General features: G+C 73.4%; 20 protein-coding genes and 1 pseudogene. 18 read left to right on the forward strand and 3 right to left on the reverse strand.

Annotation, left to right across the window (positions count from 1 at the left end; genetic code table 11):
* Nucleotides 1-52 precede the first annotated feature (52 nt).
* The 11 genes from AC4MBH_RS11335 to AC4MBH_RS11385 all read left to right on the forward strand — a co-directional run bounded on the left by AC4MBH_RS11335 (nt 53) and on the right by AC4MBH_RS11385 (nt 10,509).
* The gene (locus tag AC4MBH_RS11335; RefSeq protein ID WP_491794972.1) at nt 53-1,084 is read left to right on the forward strand and encodes a rod shape-determining protein; all 1,032 of its coding nucleotides are present in this window, start codon (nt 53-55) and stop codon (nt 1,082-1,084) included.
* Nucleotides 1,081-1,995: a rod shape-determining protein MreC gene (gene mreC / locus AC4MBH_RS11340; protein WP_491794973.1), complete on the forward strand. Its 915-nt coding sequence runs from the start codon at nt 1,081-1,083 to the stop codon at nt 1,993-1,995. Before AC4MBH_RS11335 ends, mreC begins: the two co-directional genes overlap by 4 nt.
* Complete coding sequence (gene mreD / locus AC4MBH_RS11345) at nt 1,992-2,516, forward strand: rod shape-determining protein MreD (protein ID WP_491794974.1); 525 nt, start codon at nt 1,992-1,994, stop codon at nt 2,514-2,516. Before mreC ends, mreD begins: the two co-directional genes overlap by 4 nt.
* A complete protein-coding gene (gene mrdA, locus AC4MBH_RS11350) occupies nt 2,513-4,663 on the forward strand; it encodes a penicillin-binding protein 2 (protein WP_491794975.1) in 2,151 nt (716 codons plus the stop codon). Before mreD ends, mrdA begins: the two co-directional genes overlap by 4 nt.
* The gene (gene rodA / locus AC4MBH_RS11355; RefSeq protein ID WP_491794976.1) at nt 4,660-5,844 is read left to right on the forward strand and encodes a rod shape-determining protein RodA; all 1,185 of its coding nucleotides are present in this window, start codon (nt 4,660-4,662) and stop codon (nt 5,842-5,844) included. The genes mrdA and rodA overlap by 4 nt, the downstream gene beginning before the upstream one ends.
* Before the next feature lie 142 nt (nt 5,845-5,986).
* Entirely contained in the window at nt 5,987-6,538 is a 552-nt protein-coding gene (locus AC4MBH_RS11360) for a hypothetical protein (RefSeq protein WP_491794977.1), read from the forward strand.
* 79 nt (nt 6,539-6,617) lie between these two features.
* Nucleotides 6,618-7,373, forward strand: coding sequence for a YcnI family copper-binding membrane protein (locus AC4MBH_RS11365; RefSeq protein ID WP_491794978.1), 756 nt, complete (start codon nt 6,618-6,620; stop codon nt 7,371-7,373).
* A gap of 7 nt (nt 7,374-7,380) precedes the next feature.
* Nucleotides 7,381-9,063 (forward strand): copper resistance CopC/CopD family protein, encoded by a 1,683-nt coding sequence (locus tag AC4MBH_RS11370; RefSeq protein WP_491794979.1) that lies wholly within the window; start codon nt 7,381-7,383, stop codon nt 9,061-9,063.
* Nucleotides 9,063-9,950 carry a DUF8832 domain-containing protein gene (locus AC4MBH_RS11375; RefSeq protein WP_491794980.1) on the forward strand — a complete coding sequence of 296 codons (888 nt, stop codon included), beginning with the start codon at nt 9,063-9,065 and terminating at the stop codon, nt 9,948-9,950. Before AC4MBH_RS11370 ends, AC4MBH_RS11375 begins: the two co-directional genes overlap by 1 nt.
* Nucleotides 9,951-10,070: 120 nt before the next feature.
* A complete protein-coding gene (locus tag AC4MBH_RS11380; protein WP_491794981.1) occupies nt 10,071-10,355 on the forward strand; it encodes a GlsB/YeaQ/YmgE family stress response membrane protein in 285 nt (94 codons plus the stop codon).
* A 13-nt stretch (nt 10,356-10,368) separates the two neighbouring features.
* Nucleotides 10,369-10,509 (forward strand): hypothetical protein, encoded by a 141-nt coding sequence (locus AC4MBH_RS11385; RefSeq protein ID WP_491794982.1) that lies wholly within the window; start codon nt 10,369-10,371, stop codon nt 10,507-10,509.
* 72 nt (nt 10,510-10,581) lie between these two features.
* Here AC4MBH_RS11385 and AC4MBH_RS11390 read toward each other — a convergent pair whose 3' ends face one another.
* Nucleotides 10,582-11,139 carry a mycothiol transferase gene (locus AC4MBH_RS11390; RefSeq protein WP_491794983.1) on the reverse strand — a complete coding sequence of 186 codons (558 nt, stop codon included), beginning with the start codon at nt 11,137-11,139 and terminating at the stop codon, nt 10,582-10,584.
* A 46-nt stretch (nt 11,140-11,185) separates the two neighbouring features.
* Nucleotides 11,186-12,292 carry a calcium:cation antiporter gene (locus AC4MBH_RS11395; RefSeq protein WP_491794984.1) on the reverse strand — a complete coding sequence of 369 codons (1,107 nt, stop codon included), beginning with the start codon at nt 12,290-12,292 and terminating at the stop codon, nt 11,186-11,188.
* A 91-nt stretch (nt 12,293-12,383) separates the two neighbouring features.
* On the opposite strand from AC4MBH_RS11395, the gene AC4MBH_RS11400 reads away from it, so the two are divergent.
* Complete coding sequence (locus tag AC4MBH_RS11400; RefSeq protein WP_491794985.1) at nt 12,384-14,336, forward strand: TIGR03960 family B12-binding radical SAM protein; 1,953 nt, start codon at nt 12,384-12,386, stop codon at nt 14,334-14,336.
* 502 nt (nt 14,337-14,838) lie between these two features.
* Here AC4MBH_RS11400 and AC4MBH_RS11405 read toward each other — a convergent pair.
* On the reverse strand, nt 14,839-15,576 hold the full coding sequence (locus AC4MBH_RS11405) for a hypothetical protein (protein WP_491794986.1): 738 nt from the start codon (nt 15,574-15,576) through the stop codon (nt 14,839-14,841).
* Nucleotides 15,577-15,669: 93 nt separating this feature from the next.
* On the opposite strand from AC4MBH_RS11405, the gene AC4MBH_RS11410 reads away from it, so the two are divergent.
* From AC4MBH_RS11410 to obgE, 6 genes and pseudogenes are all read left to right on the forward strand, one after another.
* A complete protein-coding gene (locus AC4MBH_RS11410) occupies nt 15,670-16,836 on the forward strand; it encodes a winged helix DNA-binding domain-containing protein (RefSeq protein ID WP_491794987.1) in 1,167 nt (388 codons plus the stop codon).
* A gap of 335 nt (nt 16,837-17,171) precedes the next feature.
* Nucleotides 17,172-17,909, forward strand: coding sequence for a TIGR03936 family radical SAM-associated protein (locus AC4MBH_RS11415; protein WP_491795295.1), 738 nt, complete (start codon nt 17,172-17,174; stop codon nt 17,907-17,909).
* Nucleotides 17,910-18,208: 299 nt separating this feature from the next.
* Nucleotides 18,209-20,737: pseudogene (locus AC4MBH_RS11420) on the forward strand (Rne/Rng family ribonuclease); the annotation flags it as partial.
* Between the two features lie 887 nt (nt 20,738-21,624).
* Nucleotides 21,625-21,927: a 50S ribosomal protein L21 gene (rplU, locus tag AC4MBH_RS11425; RefSeq protein ID WP_491794988.1), complete on the forward strand. Its 303-nt coding sequence runs from the start codon at nt 21,625-21,627 to the stop codon at nt 21,925-21,927.
* 45 nt (nt 21,928-21,972) lie between these two features.
* Nucleotides 21,973-22,227 (forward strand): 50S ribosomal protein L27, encoded by a 255-nt coding sequence (gene rpmA / locus AC4MBH_RS11430; RefSeq protein WP_491794989.1) that lies wholly within the window; start codon nt 21,973-21,975, stop codon nt 22,225-22,227.
* A gap of 213 nt (nt 22,228-22,440) precedes the next feature.
* The gene (gene obgE, locus AC4MBH_RS11435) at nt 22,441-23,976 is read left to right on the forward strand and encodes a GTPase ObgE (RefSeq protein ID WP_491794990.1); all 1,536 of its coding nucleotides are present in this window, start codon (nt 22,441-22,443) and stop codon (nt 23,974-23,976) included.

The raw sequence follows: 23,976 nt of genomic DNA on the forward strand, positions 1-23,976 counted from the left end.
CGCGCGCGCTGCCTCCTTCCCCGGATCGCGCACGGAGCAGTGAGGCGCGCGTATGGCCACCAGCTTCATCGGCCGCGACATGGCGGTCGATCTCGGCACCGCCAACACGCTGGTCTACGTCCGCCGCAAGGGCGTGGTGCTCGACGAGCCGAGCGTCGTCGCGATCAACGACACGACCGGCGAGCTGCTGGCGGTCGGCCACGACGCCAAGCGGATGGTCGGTCGCACGCCCGACAACATCACCGCCCTGCGCCCGCTCAAGGACGGCGTGATCGCCGACTTCGAGGCCACCGAGCAGATGCTGCGCTGGTTCATCCAGCGCGCCCACCGGCGCCGCTACTTCGCCAAGCCGCGGATGGTCATCTGCGTGCCCAGCGGCATCACCGCCGTCGAGCAGCGGGCGGTCAAGGAGGCCGGCTACCAGGCCGGGGCACGTCGGGTCTACATCGTCGAGGAGCCGATGGCCGCCGCGATCGGCGCCGGGCTCCCCGTCCACCAGCCGACCGGGAACATGGTCGTCGACGTCGGCGGCGGCACCACCGAGGTCGCGGTGATCTCGCTCGGCGGGATCGTCACCAGCCTCAGCATCCGCACCGCCGGGGACGCCCTCGACCGGGCCATCACGGCGTGGCTGAAGAAGGAGCACTCCCTGATGCTGGGGGAGCGCACCGCCGAGGAGGTCAAGATGACCCTCGGCTCCGCCTTCCCCTCCACCGACGAGCCCGTCGCCGAGGTCCGCGGTCGCGACCTGGTCAGCGGCCTGCCGCGCACGATCGAGGTGAGCTCGGCCCAGGTCCGCCAGGCCATCGAGGAGCCGCTGCACGCCATCGTCGACGCCGTCCGCGTCACCCTCGACCAGACCCCGCCCGAGCTGGCCGGCGACATCATGGACCGCGGCATCGTGCTCACCGGCGGCGGCGCCCTGCTCCGCGGCCTCGACGAGCGGATCCGCCACGAGACCGGCATGCCGGTCCACGTCGCCGACAACCCGCTCAGCTCGGTCGCGCTCGGCGCCGGCCGCTGCGTCGAGGAGTTCGAGGCCCTCCAGGCCGTGCTCGTCGCCGACACCCGGCGGACCCGATGACCCGGCGCTACGGCCGTGCGCCGCGCGAGGACCAGCCCGGCCGCCCGCCGCGGGCCCTCGTCGTCGCCCTCCTCCTCGCCTGCGCCAGCCTGATGGTGCTCGACAGCAGCGGCGGGGGAGCGGCGCTCTCGCCGGCCCGCCAGGCCGTCGGCGAGGTCGTCGGCCCCGCCCAGCGGGTCGCCGACGCCGCGGTGCGGCCCGTCGTCGGACTGTCGGGACGCTTCGAGGACAACGACGACCTGCGCGGTCAGCTCGCGGCCCTCGAGGCCGAGAACGCCGGCCTCCGCGCCCGGGTCCGCACCGCGCCGTACGACGCCCAGCGGCTCGCCGAGCTCGAGGGCCTCACCTCCGCGGCCGTCGACCTCGCCAAGGCGCTGGTGCCCGCGCGGGTGATCGGGGTCGGGTCGTCGCAGTCGTTCTCGAGCACGGTCACCATCGACGCGGGCTCCGACTCCGGCATCCGCCCCGACCTGACGGTGATCAACAACGACGGCCTGGTGGGCCGGGTGCTGCGGGTCACCGCGACGACCGCCACCGTGCTCCTCATCGTCGACCCCGACTCCACCGTCGGCGGTCGGATCGCGCAGAGCATGGACATCGGCTTCCTCCGAGGACGCGGGGTCCTCGGCGACGCCGGCCGCCTCGACCTCGAGCTCGTCGACGAGACCGTGATCCCGCGCAAGCGCGACACCGTGCTCACCTGGGGCAGTGACGCGGGCACCAGCCCCTACGTCGCCGGCGTCCCGATCGGCGAGGTCGTCTCGGTCTACTCCAGCCTGCGCGAGACGTCGCAGCGCGCGGTGATCGACCCGTTCGTCGACTTCGCCGCCCTCGACGTCGTCGGCGTCGTCGTCCCGTCCGGCACGCGGAGCGACCGCGCCGTGGTCGAGGCCGACGGGAGCCTGCGATGAGCAGCCTGTCCGCAGCGCGCGGCGCGCTCGCCGCCCTCGTCGTCGCCCTGGCCTTCGTGCTCCAGACGACCGTGTTCTCCCACCTGGCCTGGCACGGCGTCGGCCCGGGGCTGGTGCTCGTGGTGGTCGTCGCCGGCGGCCTGGCCCGCGGCGCCCACTTCGGCCTGGTGCTCGGCTTCGCCGCCGGCCTGCTGCTCGACCTCGCGCCCCCCGCCGACCACGTCGCGGGTCGCTGGGCGCTGGCGCTGCTGGTCGTCGGCTACGTCGCCGGGCGGGTCCGCCAGGACGCCCCCGTCGGCGTGCTCGGCTCGCTGGCCGCCGTCGCGGCCTGCTCGTTCCTGGGTTCCTCCCTGTTCGCGCTCAGCGGCCTGGTGCTGGCCGACCGGACGGTCGCCGTCCCCGACCTGCTCGAGGTCGTGCTCGTCGGCGTGGTGTGGGACCTCGCGCTCGCGCCGTTCGTGCTGCCGTCGGTCGCGTGGGCCCTGGCCCGCCTCGAGCCCGAGAGCGCCCCCGCTCGATGACGTCGTTCGAGGCCGGCCCGCTGCGGCTGCCCACCTCCGGCAAGGGGGGACTCCGCCTGGTGGTCATCCAGGCGCTGGTGTTCTCGTTGTTCGCCACCCTCTTCGTGCGGCTCTACTACCTCCAGGTCGTCAGCGGCGACGAGTACCAGGGCCGCGCGGCGGCCCAGTCGGTGCGCGAGATCGTCGTCCAGCCCACCCGCGGCCTCATCGTCGACGCGCAGGGCCGCCCGCTGGTCGCCAATCGGCTGACCTGGGTGGTCTCGCTCGACCGCACCGTGCTCGGCAAGCTGGCGCCGGAGGACCGCACCCGCCTGCTCCGGCGGCTCGGGCGCGTCGTCGACCAGAAGCCGCGGCGGATCGAGAAGAAGCTGGTCACCTGCGGGGACGACGGCTCCGAGCCGGGCGTGTGCTGGAACGGGTCGCCGTACCAGCCGGTGCCGGTGGCCCAGGACCTCCGCCAGGCCCAGGCCCAGCGCCTGCGCGAGCAGCCCGAGGACTTCCCGGGCGTCGTCGTCGACCAGCAGAGCGTGCGCAACTACCCCGAGCCGTTCGGCATCAACGCCGCCCACCTGCTCGGCTACCTGAGCCCGATCACCGAGGACGAGCTCGACCTGGCCGAGGAGGCCGGTGACCGGTCGGTCAACGGTGCGTCGGTCGTCGGGCGCGCCGGCATCGAGCAGGAGTACGACCAGTGGCTGCGTGGGATGCCGGGCTACCAGCAGGTCCAGGTCGACTCGATGGGCCGTGTCATCGGCGAGGACGCCGAGATCGAGGCCCAGCCGGGTGACACCCTCGTCACCTCGATCGACGCCAAGGTGCAGAGCGTCGTCGAGCGCCAGCTGCACGAGATGATCACCACCGCGCGCGCCACCCACGACACCGTCACCGGCCGCAACTACGTCGCCGACTCCGGCGCCGCACTGGTGCTCGAGGCCGACACCGGCCGGGTGGTCGCGATGGCCAGCCAGCCGACGTACGACCCCTCGGTCTGGGTGGGCGGGATCACCAAGAAGCAGCTCGCCGCGCTCTACTCCAAGGAGGCCGGTACGCCGCTGCTCGGCCGCGCCACGCAGGGCCAGTTCGCGCCCGGCTCGACGTGGAAGCCCTTCATGACCGCCGGCGCGCTGACCCACGGCTACGACACCGACGTCACGCTGCCGTGCGGCTCGTCGTTCCAGGTCGGCAACCGCGCGTTCAAGAACTACGAGTCCGGCGCCTACGGCGACATCACCTTCGCCAAGGCGCTCGAGGTCTCGTGCAACACCTTCTTCTACCGGGTCGGCTTCGACTACTGGCAGGAGCACGGGTCCGACGCCGACGACGTCGACGCCACCGACCCGCTGGTCGAGGAGGCACAGGCGTTCGGGTTCGGGCGCGAGACCGGGATCGACATCCCCGGCGAGGCCGCGGGCCGGATCGCCGACCGGCGCTGGAAGCGCGCCTACTACGAGTCGATGAAGGACTTCTACTGCGGGATCGCCGACGCGCCGCAGGACGCCGAGACCAGCGACTTCGTCTACAAGTTCGCCCGCGAGTTCTGCATCGAGGGCTGGAAGTACAAGGTCACCGACGCGGTCAACTTCGCGATCGGCCAGGGCGACACGATCGTCACCCCGCTCCAGCTGGCCCGCGGGTACGCCGCGATCGCCAACGGCGGCACCCTCTACGCCCCCCGCGTCGCCCGGGCCGTGGTGGCCGCCGACGGCACCGTGATCCGGCGCATCGCGCCGCGCAAGACCGGCACGGTCGACCTGCCCGACCACGTGGTCGGCTACATCGACGAGGCGCTCAAGGACGTGACCAGCGTCGGCACGATGGCCTGGCGGATGGGCGGCTTCCCGCTCGACGAGGTCGAGATCCGGTCCAAGACCGGGTCGGCCGAGGTCTACGGCAAGCAGTCGACCTCGTGGGTGGCGTCGTACTCCGAGGACTACGTCGTGGTGATGATGATCAGCCAGGGCGGCACCGGCTCGGGCACCTCGGGCCCGGGCGTCCGCAAGATCTGGGAGGCGCTGTACGGCGTCCGCGGCGAGGAGGTCGTGCCCGACCGGGCCGCGATCCCCGGTACGACGCTGCCCGACGCCCTGCCGGAGTTCCGCGACGACGGCACGATCCTGCCGCCCGGCCGACGTGAGGGAGAGTCGTGAACCAGTCCGCCCCGATCCGGGTCGCCGGCCTCGACCGGCTGCTGCTGCTGGCCGTCGTCGCGCTCAGCGTCCTCGGCTGCCTGCTCGTCTGGTCGGCCACCAGCACCCGCGACGACCTCACCGGCGGCGACCCGCGCGCCTACCTGGAGAAGCAGGTCCTCAACGTCGCCATCGGGCTCGGGCTGCTCGTCGTCGTGCTCCTCACCGACCACCGGTGGGTGCGGATCGTGGCACCGGTGGTCTACCTCGCCTCGATCGTGGGGCTCGTGCTGGTGCTCACCATGGGCACCGTCGTCAACGGCTCGCAGTCGTGGCTGATGCTCGGCGGCATGTCGGTGCAGCCGTCGGAGTTCGCCAAGCTCGCCGTGGTGATCGGGATGGCGCTCGTCGTCGCCGAGCGCTCGGAGAACCGGCGGCTCCGCGGCTCGAGCGGCGCGACCGGCGCCGACGTGCTGGCGATGCTGCTGATCGCCGCCGTCCCCGCCGCGCTGATCCTCGCCCAGCCCGACCTCGGCACCATGCTCGTGCTGATCGCCACCGTCTTCGGCGTGCTCGCTGCCGCCGGCGCCGGCCGGCGCTGGCTGGTCCTGCTCGGCGCGATCGGCGTGGCCGGCGCGGTCGCCGCGGTGTCCGGCGGGCTGCTGAAGCAGTACCAGGTCGACCGCTTCCTCGCCTTCACCGACCCGACCCTCGACCCGCGCGGCGCGGGCTACAACGTCGAGCAGGCCCGGATCGCGGTCGGCAACGGCGGCCTGTTCGGCCAGGGCCTCTTCGACGGCTCCCAGACCCGGTCGGGCTTCGTGCCCGAGCAGCACACCGACTTCGTCTTCACCGTCGCCGGCGAGGAGCTCGGGCTCGTCGGCGCCGGCCTGGTGATCGCCCTGCTCGGCGTCGTCCTGTGGCGGGCCCTGCGGATCGCCGTCCGCACCGACGACGTCTTCGGCCGCGTCGCCGCCGCCGGCATCGCCTGCTGGTTCGGCTTCCAGGCCTTCCAGAACATCGGCATGTGCCTGGGCATCATGCCGGTCACCGGCGTCCCGCTCCCGTTCGTCTCCTACGGCGGCAGCTCGATGTTCGCCTCGATGCTCGCCGTCGGCCTGCTGCTCAACATCTCCCGCCGCGCCGCCGAGGCCCCCGCCGCCCGGCTGCAGCCGACGCCGCGGGTGCTCGTCCACGCCTGAGCGGCGCGTGGGGGGCCGGGGCCCGGGGGCGAGATTTCACCGGTGGACCGGGGAAGTCTGAACTTCCCAGGCAAGACCCCGCCCGCGCACCCCACCCGGACCGGATGCGCCGCCACCCCGTCCCACCAGGCACAATGGCCGGGTGTCGAGCGTCCGGGTGCTGCCGCGTGAGGGTGTCGCCCTGCGCGCCGTGCTCGCGACGGCCGAGGTGACGACGGCGCTCGCGCTGGGTCATCTGTGGGCCGGGGGCTCGTTGCCGTCGGTGCCGTGGCTGGCGGTGATGGCGGCGGTGGTGCTCGGCACCGGGTTGCTGGTGCTGCAGCGCCGGGTGCGCCCGGCGGTCGCCGTACCCGCCCTGGTCGCGACGCAGCTGCTGCTGCACGCCTGGCTGACCGCGCTGACGCCGGCGCCCGGGCTGCACGAGGGTGCCGCCCACGCCACCGAGGCGCACGCGACGTTCGACCCCGCGATGATCGCCGTCCACGTCGGTGGGGGGCTGCTCACGGCGCTGCTGTGGGAGCTGCGGGCCCGGGCGGCCGAGGTCGTGCTGACCTGGAGCCGTCAGCCCGTGCCGCCGCTGCCGTCCCTGCGTCGGGTGCCGGCGCCGGTCGCGACGCCGCCCGCGCTGGTCAGCAGGTTCGCCGTGTCGGCGGCGCCGCGCCGCGGGCCACCGCGGGTCGCCGCCACCGCCTGACCCTCCGACCGTTCTGCGTGCGGACCAGTCAGGCGTGCCTGACCGACCCCGCACCTCACTCCAGAACGGATCACCACCCATGTCTCCTCGTCCTACCCCCGCGCGCCGCCTCACCCGGCTCGGTGCCACCGCCGGTGCTGCCGGCCTCCTCGTCCTCTCCGTCGCCGGCCCGGCCTCGGCCCACGTCACCGTCACGCCGTCGACCACCGCGGCCGGCGCCTACACCGTCCTGACCTTCAGCAACGGCCACGGCTGCGAGGGGTCGCCGACCACCGCGATCACCATCTCCATCCCCGAGGGCATCAACGCCGCGACGCCCACCCGCCAGGACTTCTACGACGTCACCAAGCAGATGGAGAAGCTCGACCCGCCCGTCGACGACGGCCACGGGGGCCAGCTCACCGAGCGGGTCGACACCGTGACCTACGAGGCGAGGACGCCGCTGCCCGACGGTTACCGCGACGCGTTCGAGGTGCAGGTGCAGATCCCCGAGGACGCCGAGGGCGAGACGCTGGCGTTCCCGACGATCCAGACCTGCGAGCAGGGCGAGACCGCCTGGATCGAGCTCCCCGCCGAGGGTCAGTCGGCCGACGACCTCGACAGCCCGGCGCCGTCGTTCGTCGTCACCGGGGCCGAGGCCGCGGGCGAGGAGCAGGCCGCCGACGTCGACGAGGCCGCCGAGGTGTCCGCGCCGGCCGCCCAGACCGACGACGGGTCCGACGACGCCGCCTCCGACGACGACGGCAACGGCCTGGCGATCGCCGGCCTGGTGGCCGGCGTCGTGGGCGTCGCCGTCGCGGGGGTGGCGCTCGCGCGCACCCGTCGTACGGCGTGACGCACTCGTGATCCCCGCAGTGGCGCGGGCCGTCGGTGGTCTGCTGCTCGCCGTGCTCGTCGCGACCCTGGTCGTGGCGGGCGCGGCGGCGCCGGCGGCGGCCCACGCCACCCTGGTCGCCAGCGACCCCGCCGAGGGCGAGGTGCTGCCCACGACGCCCGACGTCGTCACCTTCACCTTTGACGAGGCCGTCTCGCTGCCCCCCGACGCGGTGCAGGTCTTCGACGCCACCGGCGAGCCGGTGGAGTCGGAGGCCTCCGCGCGCGACGAGGTGGTCAGCGCCGACCTCCCCGAGGAGCTGCCCGACGGCAGCTACGTCGTGGTCTGGCGTGCGATCTCGGCCGACGGGCACCCGATCGCGGGGTCGCTGACCTTTGCCGTCGGCGCCCCCAGCGCCGAGGTCGAGCCGCCCCAGGTGAGCGAGAGCGACCCCACCGAGGTCCGCAACGCGCTCAGCGTGGTGCAGGCGATCGGCTACGCCGGGCTGCTGCTCGCGGCCGGGCTCGTGCTGTTCCTGGCCTGGACGGTGCGCGGCGTGCGGCTCGACGACGCCGTGCGCCGCAGGCTACGCACCGTGCTCTGGTCGGCGTCGGGGGTCGCGCTGCTCGCGAGCGCCGTGCTGATCCCCCTCTCGGGGGCCTACCAGCAGGGGCTCGGGCTGACCCAGCTCGGCGAGAGCGCCGCCGTCGACCCGTCGGTGGTCGGCAACGACCTGCTCGTGCTCCTCGTCCAGCTGACGGGTCTCGCCGTGGCGCTCGGCAACCTCGACCGGCCGTGGGTGGCGATCGCGGGGGCGGGCGGGGCAGCGCTCGCGCCGGCGATGGTCGGTCACAGCCGCGCCATCGACCCGGTGTGGCTGATGATCACCACCGACGCCCTCCACCTCGCCGCCGGGGCCACCTGGCTGGGCGGCCTGGTCGGGCTGGTGCTCACCCTGCGCTCGCTGAGCGGCCGCGAGCGCGACGCGGCGCTGGTGCTCACCAGGTTCTCCGTCGTCGCGGCCGGGTTGCTCGGCCTGCTGGCCGTGACCGGCACCCTGATGGGCTGGCGGATCCTCGACGGCTGGAGCCCACTGTTCGACACCACCTACGGCGTGCTGCTGCTGGTCAAGGTCGGCGTCGCCGCGGTCGTCGCCGCCGCGGCCGGCTACAACCGCTTCCGGCTCCTGCCCCGCGCCACCGGCAGCGCCACCCTGGGCCACGGCGAGCGGCGTACGGCGGTGCTCGGCGTGCGGGGCGCGGTCGGCGTCGAGGCGGCGCTGCTCGTCGTCCTGCTCGGGGTGACCGGGTTCCTCACCAACCAATCGCCCCGTGAGGACCCCGCCTCGGCCAACCGGCCCCCGGTGGCCTCCCGCGTCGAGGTCGGGGTGCTGACCGACGAGCCGGGCGACCTGCAGGCCGCCAAGGTCCTCGCGACCATGGACCCCCGCACCACCGGACCGACCACGCTCACCGTCCAGCTCCAGGACGAGGCCGGCGAGCCGCTCGACGGCTTCAGCGAGCCCGTCGTCTCGGTGGCCAGTGCCGACGGGTCGGTCGACCTCGGCACGCAGCCCGTCGTCCCCGCTGCGGCCGGCACCTACGTCGTCGAGACCGTCATCCCCGCACCGGGTACCTGGGTGGTGCAGGTCAGCCTGCGTGCCTCCGAGTTCGACAACCCGGTCACCACCATCGAGTTCGAGGTGTCCTGATGAAGCGCTTCCTCCCGGCCGTCGTGGTCGCGACGCTCCTCGCCGCGTCACTGGCCGCGTGCAGCGACGACGAGCCGGCACCGCCCGCCGACAGCGGCCGGCAGGTGCTCACCCCCGGCGACGGCGGGAGCCACGACCACACGACGTACGTCGGCGACGGCACCACCGCCGACGCCGGCGGCTACCGTCTCGCCGACCTCACCTTCCCGCGGGACTCGCGCACGCCCAGCGACCTGTCGTTCCGGATCCTGGACTCCCGCGGCGAGCCGGTGGTCGACTACACCGAGGAGCAGACCAAGCTGCTCCACCTCTACGTCGTCCGCGACGACCTGTCCGACTTCCGCCACCTCCACCCGGTGCTCGGCGACGACGGCACCTGGAGCACCCGGGTCGACCTCACCGACCCCGGGCACTACCGGGTGCTGGCCGAGTTCGTCCCGGCCGGCACCCGCGACGGCGCCGAGGCCAACCCCGACGGCGACCACGTGATCCTCGGCGAGCACGCGCTGGTCCCCGGCGAGTCGCCACCGGTGCCCGAGGCGCCGGGCCGGGAGGGCAGTGACGGGCTGGTCACCGTCGAGGCCCCGGAGGTGCTGCCCGCCGGCGACGACACCGAGTTCGACCTCACGGTCTCCGACGGCGACGGCGGGGTGCTCAACCTCGGCACCTACCTCGGCTCCTACGCCCACCTCACCGGCTTCGACACCGCCACCGGCGCGTTCGTGCACGCCCACCCGATCGGCGCACCGACGGTCACCGACGGCGGCAGCACGTTGCGCTTCCACACCGCGCTCGGCACGCCCGGCACCTACCGGTTCTTCGTCCAGGTCCGCGTCGACGGGTTCGTGCACCAGGTGCCGCTGACCACGACCGTGGGCGAGGTCTGAGGCCGCCCGACCCGCCGTCGTGGCCGGATCGATCACTCCTCGGGCGTCACCCCGGCGGGCGACTTGTGCCGCGACCGGGATGGGTACCGGTTGGTCGTATCCCCACGAGAAGGAGGCACCATGGAGATCATCGGCATTCTCATTGCAGGTCTGATCATCGGACTGCTCGGCAAGTTCGTCGCCCCGGGCGACAAGGACAACATCCCGCTCTGGCTCACCGTCCTGTGCGGCATCGGAGGTGTTCTCCTCGGGTTGGCCGTCTACCGCGCCTTCGGTGGCGACGGTTCCGCCGGCATCGACTGGACCCGCTGGATCGTCTCGATCGCGCTGGCCGCCGTGCTGGTCGTCATCGCCTCCACCCTGACCGGGCGCAACCGCAGCCACAGCCGCGCCGGCCACCACTGATCGGAGCACCGACATGAAGCTGTTGAAGGCAACCGCTCTCGCCGGACTGGCGAGGAAGGCCTACACCGAGGCCCGCAAGCCGCAGAACCAGGCGCGGATCAAGGGCGCCGTGGGCAAGGCGCGTCAGCGCAAGACCCGCGGCACCGGCCGCTGAGCCGCTAGCACCACCCGACACCGGGCCACCCTGTTCACCGGGGTGGTCCGGTGCTGGTTTTCGCCCGTGCCCTCACGGCCGCCAGTCCTCCGGCGGGTCCTCACCGACCCGGCCGTCGACGGCCTCGCGCAGCAGGTCGGCGTGGCCGGTGTGGCGGCCGTACTCCTCGACGAGGTCGCAGACCAGCCGCCGCAACGACGCGTGGTGACCCTCGCCGTCGGAGACGTGCACCAGCGCGTCGAGACCGCCGTCGGCGATCCGGGCGGCGAGGTCGGCCCGCGCGCGCGAGACCGCGGCGTCGTAGAGCGCGTAGAGGTCGGCGGGGGAGTCCTCGGCCGCGGTGCGGAACTCCCAGTCGTCGGTGCCGTCGTGGGCGGCGTACGGCGAACCGGGCTCCTCGGCCAGGCTGCCGCCCGCGACCTTGACGACGCGGTGGAAGTCCTCGACGAGCGCCAGGTGCTTGACGAGCCCGCCGAGCGTCAGCGCGGAGGCACCGATCGTGGCCGTCAGCCCGGCGGCGTCGAGCCCGTCGACCTTCCAGCGGAACGTCCACCGCAGGCGGTCGAGCGCGCCGACGAGGTGCTCGGCCTCGGTCCCGGCGACGGGCGGTTCCCAGGGGGGTGTGCTCATGCCGAGCACGCTAGCCACGGTCGCGGACGGAGGGCGTCCGCATCGGTCACGGGTTGGCGGCGAGGAACACGTACGCCGCCAGCAGCACCAGGTGGACGCCGCCGGCGAGCGGCTTGGCCCGGCCGGGGACGACGGTCAGCACGCTGACGATCACCGAGAGCAGCAGCAGCACGATCTGCATCGACGTCAGGCCGAGGTCGAGCGGGCCGTCGAGCCAGATCGAGGCGATCGCGATGGTCGGGATCGTCAGGCCGATCGAGGCCATCGCCGACCCGTAGGCGAGGTTGAGGCTGATCTGCGTCTTGTCGCGGGCGGCCGCACGGGTGGCGGCGATCGACTCCGGTGCCAGCACCGTGAGGGCGATCACGACACCGACGAACGCGTGCGGGAAGCCCACCGCGGCGACGCCGTCCTCGATCGCCGGGGAGCACACCTTGGCCAGCCCGACCACCGCGACCAGCGCGACCACCAGCAGGCCCAGGCTGGTCCAGGCCTCGCGGGAGGACGGCGGGTCGGCGTGGCCGTCGCCGTCGTCGTCCACCGGGCCCCGCTCGCCGGCTGCCACGGGGAGGAAGAAGTCGCGGTGCCGCACCGTCTGCGTGAACACGAACATCCCGTAGAGGACGAGGGAGGCGACCGCGGCGAACGCCAGCTGCGAGCTGCTGAACTCCGGGCCGGCCTCGGCCTCGGTGAACCGCGGCAGCACGAGCGTCACCCCGGCGAGCGCGACCACCGTCGCGAGCGCCGAGCCCGTGCCCTCGGCGTTGAAGACGGCCAGGCGGTGCCGCACGGCTCCGACCACCAGCGCCAGGCCGACGATGCCGTTGAGGGTGATCATCACCGCGGCGAAGACCGTGTCGCGCGCCAGCGTGGAGGTCTCGTCGCCCCCGCTGACCATCAGCGTGACGATCAGCGCGACCTCGATCACCGTCACCGCGACCGCGAGCACCAGCGAGCCGAACGGCTCGCCCACCTTGTGGGCCACCACCTCGGCGTGGTGGACCGCGGCCAGCACCGCAGCGACCAGGACCACCCCGACGGCGACGGACAGCGCGACCGGGAGGTACCGGCCCCAGGTCGGCAGCAGCACGAGGAGGGCCACCACGGGCACGACCGTCGTCCACGGGATCCGTCGCTGCGTCGTCGAGGCCATGGTCGAAAACCTAGGGGGTGGGGGCGAGACCGCTGCACGCCCGCTCGCGGCGAATCGGAGCCCGGTGCGGCCCGCTCGTAGACTCGGACCCATGTCCGCCAGCGTCTTCCCCCGGCTCGAACCGCGTCTGCCGTCGGTCTCCAAGCCCATCCAGTACGTCGGTGGCGAGCTCAACTCGACCGTCAAGGAGTGGGACTGCGCTCCCGAGGGGCCGACCGTGCGCTGGGCGCTGATGTACCCCGACGCCTACGAGGTCGGCCTGCCCAACCAGGGCGTGCAGATCCTCTACGAGGTGCTCAACGAGCGCGACTGGATCGTCGCCGAGCGCACGTACTCCGTGTGGCCCGACATGGAGGCGGTGATGCGCGAGGACGGCATCCCGCAGTTCACCGTCGACGCCCACCGTCCGGTGCGCGACTTCGACGTGTTCGGCCTGAGCTTCTCCACCGAGCTCGGCTACACCAACATGCTCAACGCCCTCGACCTCGCCGGCATCCCGTTGCACACCGTCGACCGGACCGACGCCGACCCGATCGTGCTCGCCGGCGGCCACGCGGCGTTCAACCCCGAGCCGATCGCCGACTTCATCGACGCCGCGGTCCTCGGCGACGGGGAGGAGGTCGTGCTGGCGATCTCCGACCTGCTGCGCGAGTGGAAGACCCAGGGCTGCCCCGGTGGCCGCGACGAGGTGCTGCGCCGCCTCGCCGTGACCGGCAACGTCTACGTGCCGCGGTTCTACGACGTCACCTACGACGAGGCGACCGGCGCGATCGCGACGGTCACGCCCAACCGGCCCGGCGTACCGCACCGGGTCACCAAGCACACGCTGATGGACCTCGACGCCTGGCCCTACCCGGCCAAGCCGCTGGTGCCGCTGGCCGAGACCGTGCACGAGCGGTTCAGCGTGGAGATCTTCCGCGGCTGCACCCGCGGCTGCCGGTTCTGCCAGGCCGGCATGATCACCCGACCCGTGCGGGAGCGCTCGATCGAGACCATCGGCGCGATGGTCGAGAACGGCATCCGCAAGACCGGCTTCGAGGAGGTCGGGCTGCTGTCGTTGAGCAGCGCCGACCACACCGAGATCGCCCAGGTCGCCGAGGACCTCGCCGACCGCTACGAGGGCACCAACGTCTCGCTGTCGCTGCCCTCGACCCGCGTCGACGCGTTCAACATCAGCCTGGCCAACGAGTTCTCCCGCAACGGCCGGCGGTCGGGGCTCACGTTCGCGCCCGAGGGCGGCAGCGAGCGGATGCGCAAGGTGATCAACAAGATGGTCACCGAGGAGGACCTGATCCGCACGGTCGCGGCGGCGTACTCCCACGGCTGGCGGCAGGTGAAGCTCTACTTCATGGTCGGCCTGCCGACCGAGGAGCTCGAGGACGTGCTGCAGATCGCCGAGCTGGCCAAGGCGGTCATCGCCAAGGGCCGCGAGGTGACCGGATCCAACGACATCCGGTGCACCGTCTCCATCGGCGGGTTCGTGCCCAAGCCGCACACGCCGTTCCAGTGGGCCTCCCAGCTCGACGTCGAGACCACCGACGCGCGGCTCAAGGAGCTGCGCGACCTGGTCCGTGCCGACAAGCGCTACGGCCGGGCCATCGGGTTCCGCTACCACGACGGGCGCCCCGGCGCGATCGAGGGACTGCTCTCCCGCGGCGACCGCCGTGTCGGCCGGGTCATCGAGGCCGTCTGGCGCGACGGCGGCCGCTTCGACGGCTGGAGCGAGCACTTCTCCTACGACCGCTGGGTCGCCGCCGCCGAGTCCGCCCTCGCCGGCACCGGTGTCGACCTCGCCTGGTTCACCACCCGCGAGCGCGGCTACGACGAGGTCATCCCGTGGGACCACCTCGACTCCGGCCTCGACAAGGACTGGCTCTGGGCCGACTGGGAGGACGCCCTCGCCGTCGCCGACGGGTCCTCCGACGTCGAGGTCGAGGACTGCCGCTGGACGCCGTGCTACGACTGCGGCGTGTGCCCGGAGATGAACACCGAGATCCAGATCGGGCCCACCGGGAAGCGGTTGCTGCCGCTCAGCGTCGTCTGACGGTCGGGAATGGTGGTTTCGAGACGGTTGCTAGCGCAACCTCCTCAACCACCGTGACCCACGCTGGTCGAGGAGGGCCGCCAGGCCCGTCTCGAGACCATCCCCCACGCTGGTCGAGCCGGGCGAGCGCCAGCGAGCCCGAGTCGAGACCCGGCGAGGTAGGTGCCCTTGCGGGGGTCTCGACTCGCGGTGACTTCGTCCCCGCGGCTCGACCACCGTCGGTGGCTCACGCTGGTCGAGCCGGGCGAGCGCCAGCGAGCCCGAGTCGAGGCCCGGCGAGGTGGGCACCTTGCGGGGGTCTCGACTCGCGGTGACTTCGTCCCCGCGGCTCGACCACCGTCGGTGGCTCACGCTGGTCTTAGCCCGAGTCGAGACCCGGCGAGGTAGGTGCCCTTGCGGGGGTCTCGAGACGGCCGTGGCCGGCCTCCTCGACCGGCGTCGGTGCCGGTGGGTGCCGACGTTGCGGGCCCGGCGGCGGTGAGCGGGCGTCGTACGACGAGCGTCAGGGCAGCTGCTTGCTGGTGAAGGGGTCGCCGTTGGCGCCGGTGGCGTAGCAGAGCGCGGCCTCGCCGGCGGTGGGGGAGTCGTCCTCGTTGACGAGCTGGTACTCGACCTCCTCGCCGAGGGCCTCGACGTCACCGGGCTCCATCAGGGAGGTGCAGACCGCGTAGGAGATGCCGGCGTCGGTGAGGTCGTCGGGGTTGGTCGGGACGAAGTCGGAGGCGTTCACCTCGTCAAAGGTGCCGACCCAGGCGATCTCGCCGTCGTGCTTGCCGTCGCAGTCCTCCTCGGTGATGACCACGGAGTTGTCGTCCTCGCTGCTCACGTCGAGGCACTGGCCGACCTCGGCCTCGTCGACCTCGATCACCGAGCTGGCCCAGATGACGAGGAAGGCGATCAGCGCGCCGCCGACGATCGTCGCGAGCAGCCCGATGACGACCGCGGACACCGCCGCCCAGCGGCCCTTGCGCTTGCCGCCCTTGGTGCGTCCGAGCCCGACCAGGCCCAGGATGAACCCGATCAGGGAGAGGCAGACCGTGAGGCTGAGCACGAAGCCCACGATCGACACGGCGTCGGTCTTCTTCGGCAGCTCGTTGCCGTAGCCGCCGGGCTGTCCGTACGGCGCGCCGTAGCCGCCGCTGCCGTAGCCGCTGCTCCCACCGGCCCCGCCGCTCCCGCCGTAGGCGCCGCCGCCGCTCGGGGTGCCGTACGGGTTGTTGGGCTCGTAGGGGTTGCTCATGCGTGGTCCTTCGTGGGCGGGCCCGGCGTTCGCCGGGCGGTGGTGGCAGACAGTGTGGCAGGAAGCAGGCTCCGGCTCGGGCAAGATGCTCGGATGCGCCACGTCACGAACGCCGAGCGCCGCGCGCGCCTGGCGCGGCGGCACGCGGTGGCCGCGGCCCACCGGGTCGGCACGCCCGAGGAGGCCACCCGGGCGATGACCGTCCTGCACTCCACCGAGCCGGCCAGCGTCTACCTCGCGTGCCACGCGCGGGTCGACGGGTTCGGGGTCGCCGACCTCGACCGGGCGCTCCACACCGACCGCAGCCTGGTCAAGCAGCTGGCGATGCGCCGCACGCTGTTCGTCTTCCCGCGCGACCTCCTGCCAGCGGCCTGGGGGAGCGCGTCGGCGCGGGTGGCGGCCACCGAGCGCGCCCGGATCGCCAAGGACGTCATCTCGGCCGGGCTGGCCGCCGACGGCGGCGCCTGGCTCGACGAGGCTCGGGCACTCGTGGTTGCAGCCCTGGTCGAGGAGCCCGCGGGACTGCAGGCGCGCGACATCCGGGAGCGGGTGCCGCACATCGACGTCCGGGTCGAGGAGAGCGCCGGCGCCAGCTGGACCGCCGGGCGGGTGCTGACCCACCTCGGCCTGACCGCCGACCTCGTCCGCGCCACGAACACCGGCCACTGGCGCACCTCCCGGCCGCGCTGGACGCTGATGCGGCACTGGCTCGGCGACGTCCCGGACCCGCTGCCGAACGCGGAGGGGTACGCCGAGGTCGTCCGCCGCTGGCTGCACACGTTCGGGCCCGGTACCGAGGCCGACCTGGTGTGGTGGTTCGGCGCCACCAAGGCCGCGGTGCGGGCCGCGCTCGCCGCGGTGGACGCCGTACCGGTCTCGCTGGAGGACGGCGGCACCGGCTACCTGCTGCCCGACGACCTCGAGGAGGTCGACCCGGCCGAGTCGTGGGTGGCGCTGCTGCCGGTGCTCGACCCGACGGTGATGGGGTGGAAGGAGCGGTCCTGGTACCTCGGCGACCACGGTCCGCAGCTCTTCGACCGCAACGGCAACGCAGGCACCACCGCCTGGGTCGACGGTCGCGTCGTCGGCTGCTGGACCCAGGACGGCGGCGGCGCTGTCGCGGTCCACCTCCTCGAGGACGTGCCGGCCGCGACCCGCCGCGCGCTCGACGCCGAGGCCGCCCGGCTGACCGCCTGGCTCGACGGGCTGCGCATCGGCACCGTCTACCCGAGCCCCCGGATGAAGCAGGCGCTCGGCTGAGGGTGGCTGACGGTGGTCGAGCCGGGCGAGGCCTGGCGAGGTGCGCGCCCTCGGGTGGTTTCGAGACGGTTGCTGGCGCAACCTCCTCAACCACCGTCGGTGGCTGACGGTGGTCGAGCCGGGCGAGGCCTGGCGAGGTGCGCGCCCTCGGGTGGTTTCGAGACGGTTGCTGGCGCAACCTCCTCAACCACCGTCGGTGGGTGACGGTGGTCGAGCCGGGCGAGGCCTGGCGAGGTGCGCGCCCTCGGGTGGTTTCGAGACGGTTGCTGGCGCAACCTCCTCGACCACCGGTGGTCGGTGGGCGACGTCGCTGGGCGGCCGTCGTGCAACTACCGTTGCTGGTCGTGAGCCGTCAGCCCCCCGTCCAGCAGGCGCCCCCGGCGCAGCGGTTGCGGGTGCGCTACGCCAAGCGTGGCCGGCTGCGGTTCACCAGCCACCGCGACTTCAGCCGGGCGTTCGAGCGGGCGGTGTTCCGGGCGCGGGTGCCGATGGCCTACTCCTCCGGGTTCAACCCCCACCCCCGCATCTCCTACGCCGGTGCGGCGCCGACCGGGTCGGCGAGCGAGGCGGAGTACCTCGAGATCGCCCTCGCCGAGGTCGTCGACCCCGCGGCGGTCCACGAACAGCTGGCCGAGGCGCTGCCCGACGGTCTCGACGTCCTCGAGGTCGTCGACGCCGCCGGCCTCGGGGGCGGCAGCCTGGCCGACTCGCTGGAGGCGAGCCGCTGGACCCTCGACACCGCCGCGGACGCCGCCTCGGCCCTGGCCGCGGTGGAGGCGTTCCTCGCCCAGGAGTCCGTGGTCGTCGAGCGGATGACCAAGAAGGGGATGCGTGAGTTCGACTGTCGGGCCGCGGTCGTCGGGCTCGCCGTGGCCGGCCCCGGCCGCGACGGCGGCACCCTCCTCGACCTGGTGCTGCGGCACACGGTGCCGGCGGTGCGACCCGACGACGTGCTCACCGGGCTGGGCCGGCTGACCGGGCTCGACCCGGGGCCGGCGCCGCTGCTGACCCGCCTGGAGCAAGGGCTGCTCGACCCCGCCGGCGGCGGCGTGTGCGACCCGTTCCACCCCTGACCGGTCCGTCCGCCAGCGGTGAGGATCACCCCCGGCCCGGAGCCGTGTGCGATACTCGGCACCGACGACACCTCCGTCGCCCCGCACGTCGGGTCGACACGATGGGGCAGGTCGACGCCGGACCGCGACGCGGTCCTGGAGCCGGTGACAGCGGCCCAGGACGAGCGACCGCGGCGAGCGGGACCCACCTCAGCGTCGCGCCGCGGGTGGTGTCGCCGCCCACCAGACTTCGTGGCGGGCCGCGCACCGCGCGTCCCAGCCACCAGACAGCCCGAACCCCCTCGGGCGAGGAGCAGCACATGGCTGACGACGAGATCCAGGACGCTCCCACCGCATCGGCCCCGGCCGACACGCCGAGCGACACGCCGGCCGCGGTCGCCGTCGACGCCCCCACCGAGGCGCCGGCGAAGAAGACTGCCGCCAAGAAGGCCACCGCCAAGAAGGCGGCGGCGAAGAAGACCACCAAGAAGGCCACCGCCAAGAAGGCGGCGGCCGCACCCGAGACCGACGCCGTGGCGCCCCCGGCCGCCGACACGCCCGAGGCGGCCCCGGTCGCCGAGGCGCTCGACGCGGACGCGAAGCCGGCCAAGAAGGCCGCCAAGCGGGCCCCCGCCAAGAAGACCGCGAAGAAGACCGCCAAGAAGGCCGCGGCCGAGCCGCCGGCCGAGGACACCGACGCAGCGGCCGCGCCCCAGGCCCAGCCCGACGGTGAGCCCACCGGTGAGCCCGCCGGGGACACCTCCGGCACGATGCCGCTGTTCCAGGTGCCGGAGAAGACCACGCCGGCCAAGCGGACCCGCTCGCGCAAGAAGGTCGAGCCCGCGCCCGAGCCGGTCGAGCCCGTCGAGGCGACCGAGCCCGCGCCGGTCGAGGAGGAGGACGACGAGGAGACCCCCGACGTCCCCGTGGGTGAGCAGCTCCCGTCGGCCGAGGCCGAGAGCGACACCGCCGCGGTCGCCGACGCCACCGACACCACCGACACCACCGACACGACCGACACGACCGACGCCACGACGGACGACACCGACGACGCCGGTGACGAGTCCGACGACGACTCCGGCCCGCGCCGCCGTCGCCGCCGCGGCGGGCGACGCCGCCGGCGTACCGGATCGGGTGAGGGCGACGACGACAGCGCCGACGACGCCACGCCGAGCGACGACACCGCCACCGCCGCCGCCGCCGAGACCGAGACGCCGTCCGACGACGCCGACACCGACAGCGCGGACAGCTCCGAGGGCTCCGGCTCGTCCACCCGCCGGCGCCGCAAGCGCCGCCGCGAGGGCGACGACTCCGGCGGGTCCGACGACGCCGCCGGGGCCACCACCACGACCCGCGTCCGCAAGGCCCGATCGCCCGAGGACGAGATCACCTCGATCCAGGGCTCGACCCGCCTCGAGGCCAAGAAGCAGCGCCGCCGCGACGGACGCGAGGCCGGCCGCCGCCGCGCCCCCATCGTCAGCGAGGCCGAGTTCCTGGCCCGCCGCGAGTCGGTCGAGCGCGTGATGGTCGTGCGCCAGCGCGACGAGCTCACCCAGATCGGCGTCGTCGAGGACAAGGTCCTCGTCGAGCACTACGTCGCCCGCGAGTCGCAGACCTCCCTGATCGGCAACGTCTACCTCGGCCGGGTCCAGAACGTGCTGCCCTCGATGGAGGCGGCGTTCATCGACATCGGCAAGGGCCGCAACGCGGTCCTCTACGCCGGTGAGGTCAACTGGTCCTCGCTGGGCCACAAGGACGGCAACCCCCGCAAGATCGAGTCGGTGCTGTCCTCGGGCCAGACGGTCCTGGTGCAGGTCACCAAGGACCCCGTCGGCGCCAAGGGCGCCCGCCTGACCAGCCAGATCAGCCTGGCCGGCCGGTTCCTGGTCTACGTGCCCGACGGCACGACGTCCGGCATCTCCCGCAAGCTGCCCGACACCGAGCGCAACCGGCTCAAGACGCTCCTCAAGGAGGTCGTGCCCTCCAGCGCCGGCGTCATCGTCCGCACCGCGGCCGAGGGTGCCAGCGAGGACGAGCTCACCCAGGACGTCGAGCGGCTCAAGACGCGCTGGGAGGAGATCGAGGCCAAGTCCAAGGGCCGCAGCTCCAACCCGCAGCTGCTCTACGGCGAGCCCGACCTGACCCTCAAGGTCGTCCGCGACCTGTTCACCGAGGACTTCGCCAAGCTCGTCGTCCAGGGCGACGACGCCTGGGACCTCGTCAAGCGCTACGTCGACGACGTCGCCCCCGACCTGGCCGAGCGCCTGGAGCGCTACGACGCCGCCGAGCACAACAGCGTCGACCTGTTCGCGGCGTACCGGATCGACGAGCAGATCGCCAAGGCGCTCGACCGCAAGGTGTTCCTGCCCTCGGGCGGGTCGCTGATCATCGACCGCACCGAGGCGATGACCGTCGTCGACGTCAACACCGGCAAGTTCACCGGCTCGGGGGGCAACCTCGAGGAGACGGTCACCAAGAACAACCTGGAGGCGGCCGAGGAGGTCGTGCGCCAGCTGCGGCTGCGCGACATCGGCGGGATCATCGTCGTCGACTTCATCGACATGGTCCTGGAGTCCAACCGCGACCTGGTGATGCGTCGCCTCGTCGAGTGCCTGGGTCGCGACCGCACCCGCCACCAGGTCGCCGAGGTGACCTCGCTCGGCCTGGTGCAGATGACCCGCAAGCGGATCGGCACCGGCCTGCTCGAGGCGTTCAGCGAGAACTGCGAGCACTGCCACGGTCGCGGCGTCGTCGTGCACGACATGCCGATCGAGTCCCGGCGTGGTGGGTCCGACGACGGCGGCCGCGGCCGTGGCGGTGGCGGCAACAGCGGCGGCGGCAACGGCAACGGCGGCGGCGGCGGCGGCAACGCGGGCGCCAGCGGCGGTGGCGACGGCGGTGGCGACGGCGAGCGTCGTGGCCGGCGGCGCGGTGGCCGCGGGCGCTCCGACGACGACGCCCCCGCCTCGACCCCGGTCCCGCCGGCCCACAAGCCGACCCCCGCGGAGTTCGCGGCGATGGCCAAGGCCGAGATCCACAAGGACGACGAGCCGCACGACGAGGTCCCCGCGGTCGAGGAGACCCCGACCCCGACCCGGTCCGAGGGTCGCCGCGGGCGCCAGCCGCGCGGCCGGGCCGCGTCCACCTCCGACGCGCCGGCCAGCACCGAGCCGGTGGCTGCCCCGGAGCCCGCGGCGCCCGCCGCGGCTGCCCCGGTGGTCGAGCCCGCAGCTCCCGAGGCGCCCGTGAGTGCCGAGCCGGCCGCGCCCCCGGCCGAGCCCAAGGTGATCACCCGCACCCGCCGCGGCGTCAGCCGCACCGTGACCACGACCGCGCCGGTGGCGGCGGTCGAGGTCGTCGTACCGGCGGCGGCGCCCGTCGCCGTCCCCGAGACGGCGCCCGAGCCGCCCAAGGTCGTCACCCGCACCCGCGGCGGCTCGCGTCGTACGGCGGCAGCGGCCGTCGACCCGGCGGTCGACGGAGCGGGGGAGCCGTCGCCCGACGGCTCCGACCGCTCCGATGGCTCCGACGGCGACGAGGCGTCCGGCCTGCACGTGCCGGTCAAGCGCAAGGGCGGACCGCGCAAGCGGTGAGACCGGGCCGTTTTGCGGCCGGTGCGCCGGATCCGTACGATGGTCCCTTGTGCGTCCGCGAGGACGCTCCCCGCCTGCCCGGCACCCGATCCGGTCGTGCCGCGGGCCGAAGTTCAGTGAAGTGACAGACGAAGGAGACCGCGGTGTACGCGATCGTGCGCGCAGGCGCCAAGCAGCAGAAGGTCGCTGTCGGCGACGTCATCGAGATCGACCTGGTCTCGGCGCCCGTCGGCGACACGCTGACCCTGCCGGTCGTGATGACCGTCGACGGCGAGACCGTGAAGGCCACCGACCTCGGTGACGCCTCGGTCACCGTCGAGGTCCTCGGCGGCGCCAAGGGTCCCAAGATCGTGATCCAGAAGTACAAGAACAAGACCGGCTACAAGAAGCGCCAGGGTCACCGCCAGAAGTACACCCAGGTCCGCGTCACCGACATCTCGTCCTGACGCACCCCACCACCGACTCGATCCGGACTCGAAGGACTCACTGAGATGGCACACAAGAAGGGCGCCGCGTCCACCAAGAACGGTCGCGACTCCAACTCCCAGCGCCTCGGCGTCAAGCGCTTCGGCGGCCAGGTCGTCAACGCCGGCGAGATCATCGTCCGCCAGCGCGGCACCCACTTCCACCCCGGCAGCGGCGTCGGCCGTGGCGGCGACGACACCCTGTTCGCCCTGCAGCCCGGCGCGGTCGAGTTCGGCGTGAAGCGCGGCCGCAAGGTCGTCAACATCGTGCCCCAGGCCTGAGCAGCACCCACTTCCACGACAGGGCGTCCCGGACGGGGCGCCCTTCGTGATTTTCCCGGGTCGTCGTCGCGCAGATCCCCCGGCTGGCCGGGGAAACTGACCGGTTGGCGGGGGAAGTTCCCCCCGACAACGGTCGGGATCCCCGGCCGGCCGGGGAATCCGGCCCCGCGGCGCCGCCCACCCCACCAGCACCACAAGCCCCAGGAGCACCCCATGGCCGTCCCGACCTTCGTCGACCGGGTGACGCTGCACATCAGCGCCGGACGGGGTGGCAACGGCATCGCGTCGGTGCACCGCGAGAAGTTCAAGCCGCTCGGCGGGCCCGACGGCGGCAACGGCGGGCCCGGCGGTTCCGTGATCCTGCGCGTCGACCCCGACGTCACCACGCTGGTCGACTACCACCACAGCCCGCACCGCAAGGCGCCGAGCGGCGGCCACGGCGCCGGCGGGCACAAGAACGGCGGCCACGGCGCCGACCTGGTGCTGCCGGTGCCCGACGGCACCGTCGTCAGCCTCAAGAACGGCGACCCGATCGCCGACCTGGTCGGCCCCGGCACCGAGCTGGTGGTCGCCGAGGGCGGTCGGGGCGGTCTCGGCAACGCGGCGCTGGCCAGCGCCAAGCGCAAGGCGCCCGGGTTCGCGCTGCTCGGGGAGCCCGGTGACGAGCTCGAGGTCGTCCTCGAGCTCAAGGTGGTCGCCGACATCGGCCTGGTCGGCTTCCCCAGCGCCGGCAAGTCGAGCCTGATCGCGTCGATCTCCCGGGCGCGGCCCAAGATCGCCGACTACCCGTTCACGACCCTGGTGCCCAACCTCGGCGTCGTCACGGCGGGCGAGACGACGTTCACCGTCGCCGACGTGCCCGGCCTCATCGAGGGCGCCAGCGACGGCCGCGGACTCGGCCACGACTTCCTGCGCCACGTCGAGCGTTGTGCGGCGCTGGTGCACGTCCTCGACACCGCCACGCTCGAGCCGGGCCGCAACCCCGTCGACGACCTCGACGTCATCGAGCGCGAGCTGAGCCGCTACGGCGGCCTCGAGGACCGGCCGCGGCTGGTCGCGCTCAACAAGGTCGACGTCCCCGACGGTCGCGACATCTCCGACATGGTCCTCGGCGACCTGCGCGCCCGCGGGCTGCGGGTCTTCCCGATCTCGGCGGCGTCGGGCGAGGGCACGCGTGCGCTGACCTTTGCGATGGCCGAGATCGTGCTGGCCGCCCGGGAGGAGAAGGCGGTCGAGGTCGCCACCCGGATCGTGCTGCGCCCGCCGAGCGTCGACGGAGGTGGCGACTTCACCGTCACCGAGACCGTCGACGGCTGGAGCGTGCGGGGCACCAAGCCCGAGCGCTGGGTGCGGCAGACCGACTTCAGCAACGACGAGGCCGTCGGCTTCCTCGCCGACCGGCTCAACCGGCTCGGCATCGAGAAGCGGCTGCTCGAGCTGGGTGCCGTCGAGGGCGACACCGTCCTGATCGGCAACCCCGACGACGCCGTCGTCTTCGACTTCAAGCCCGGCCTCGACGCCGGCGCCGAGAACCTCGCCCGCCGCGGCGAGGACACCCGGTTGCGCGAGGAGCGCCCGTCGGTCGGACGCCGCCGCGCGATCCAGGAGGGCCTGGAGGACAAGGCCGAGGCCGAGGGCCGCGCCGACGTCGCCCGGCGCATCGACCAGCCCGAGGTCTACGGCCCGAGCTCCTACGAGATCGGGTCGACCGAGGACCCCGACTGGGCCGAGGACGACCCGGGCCGGTGA

It is taken from the genome of Nocardioides sp. WJ219, from assembly GCF_058559815.1.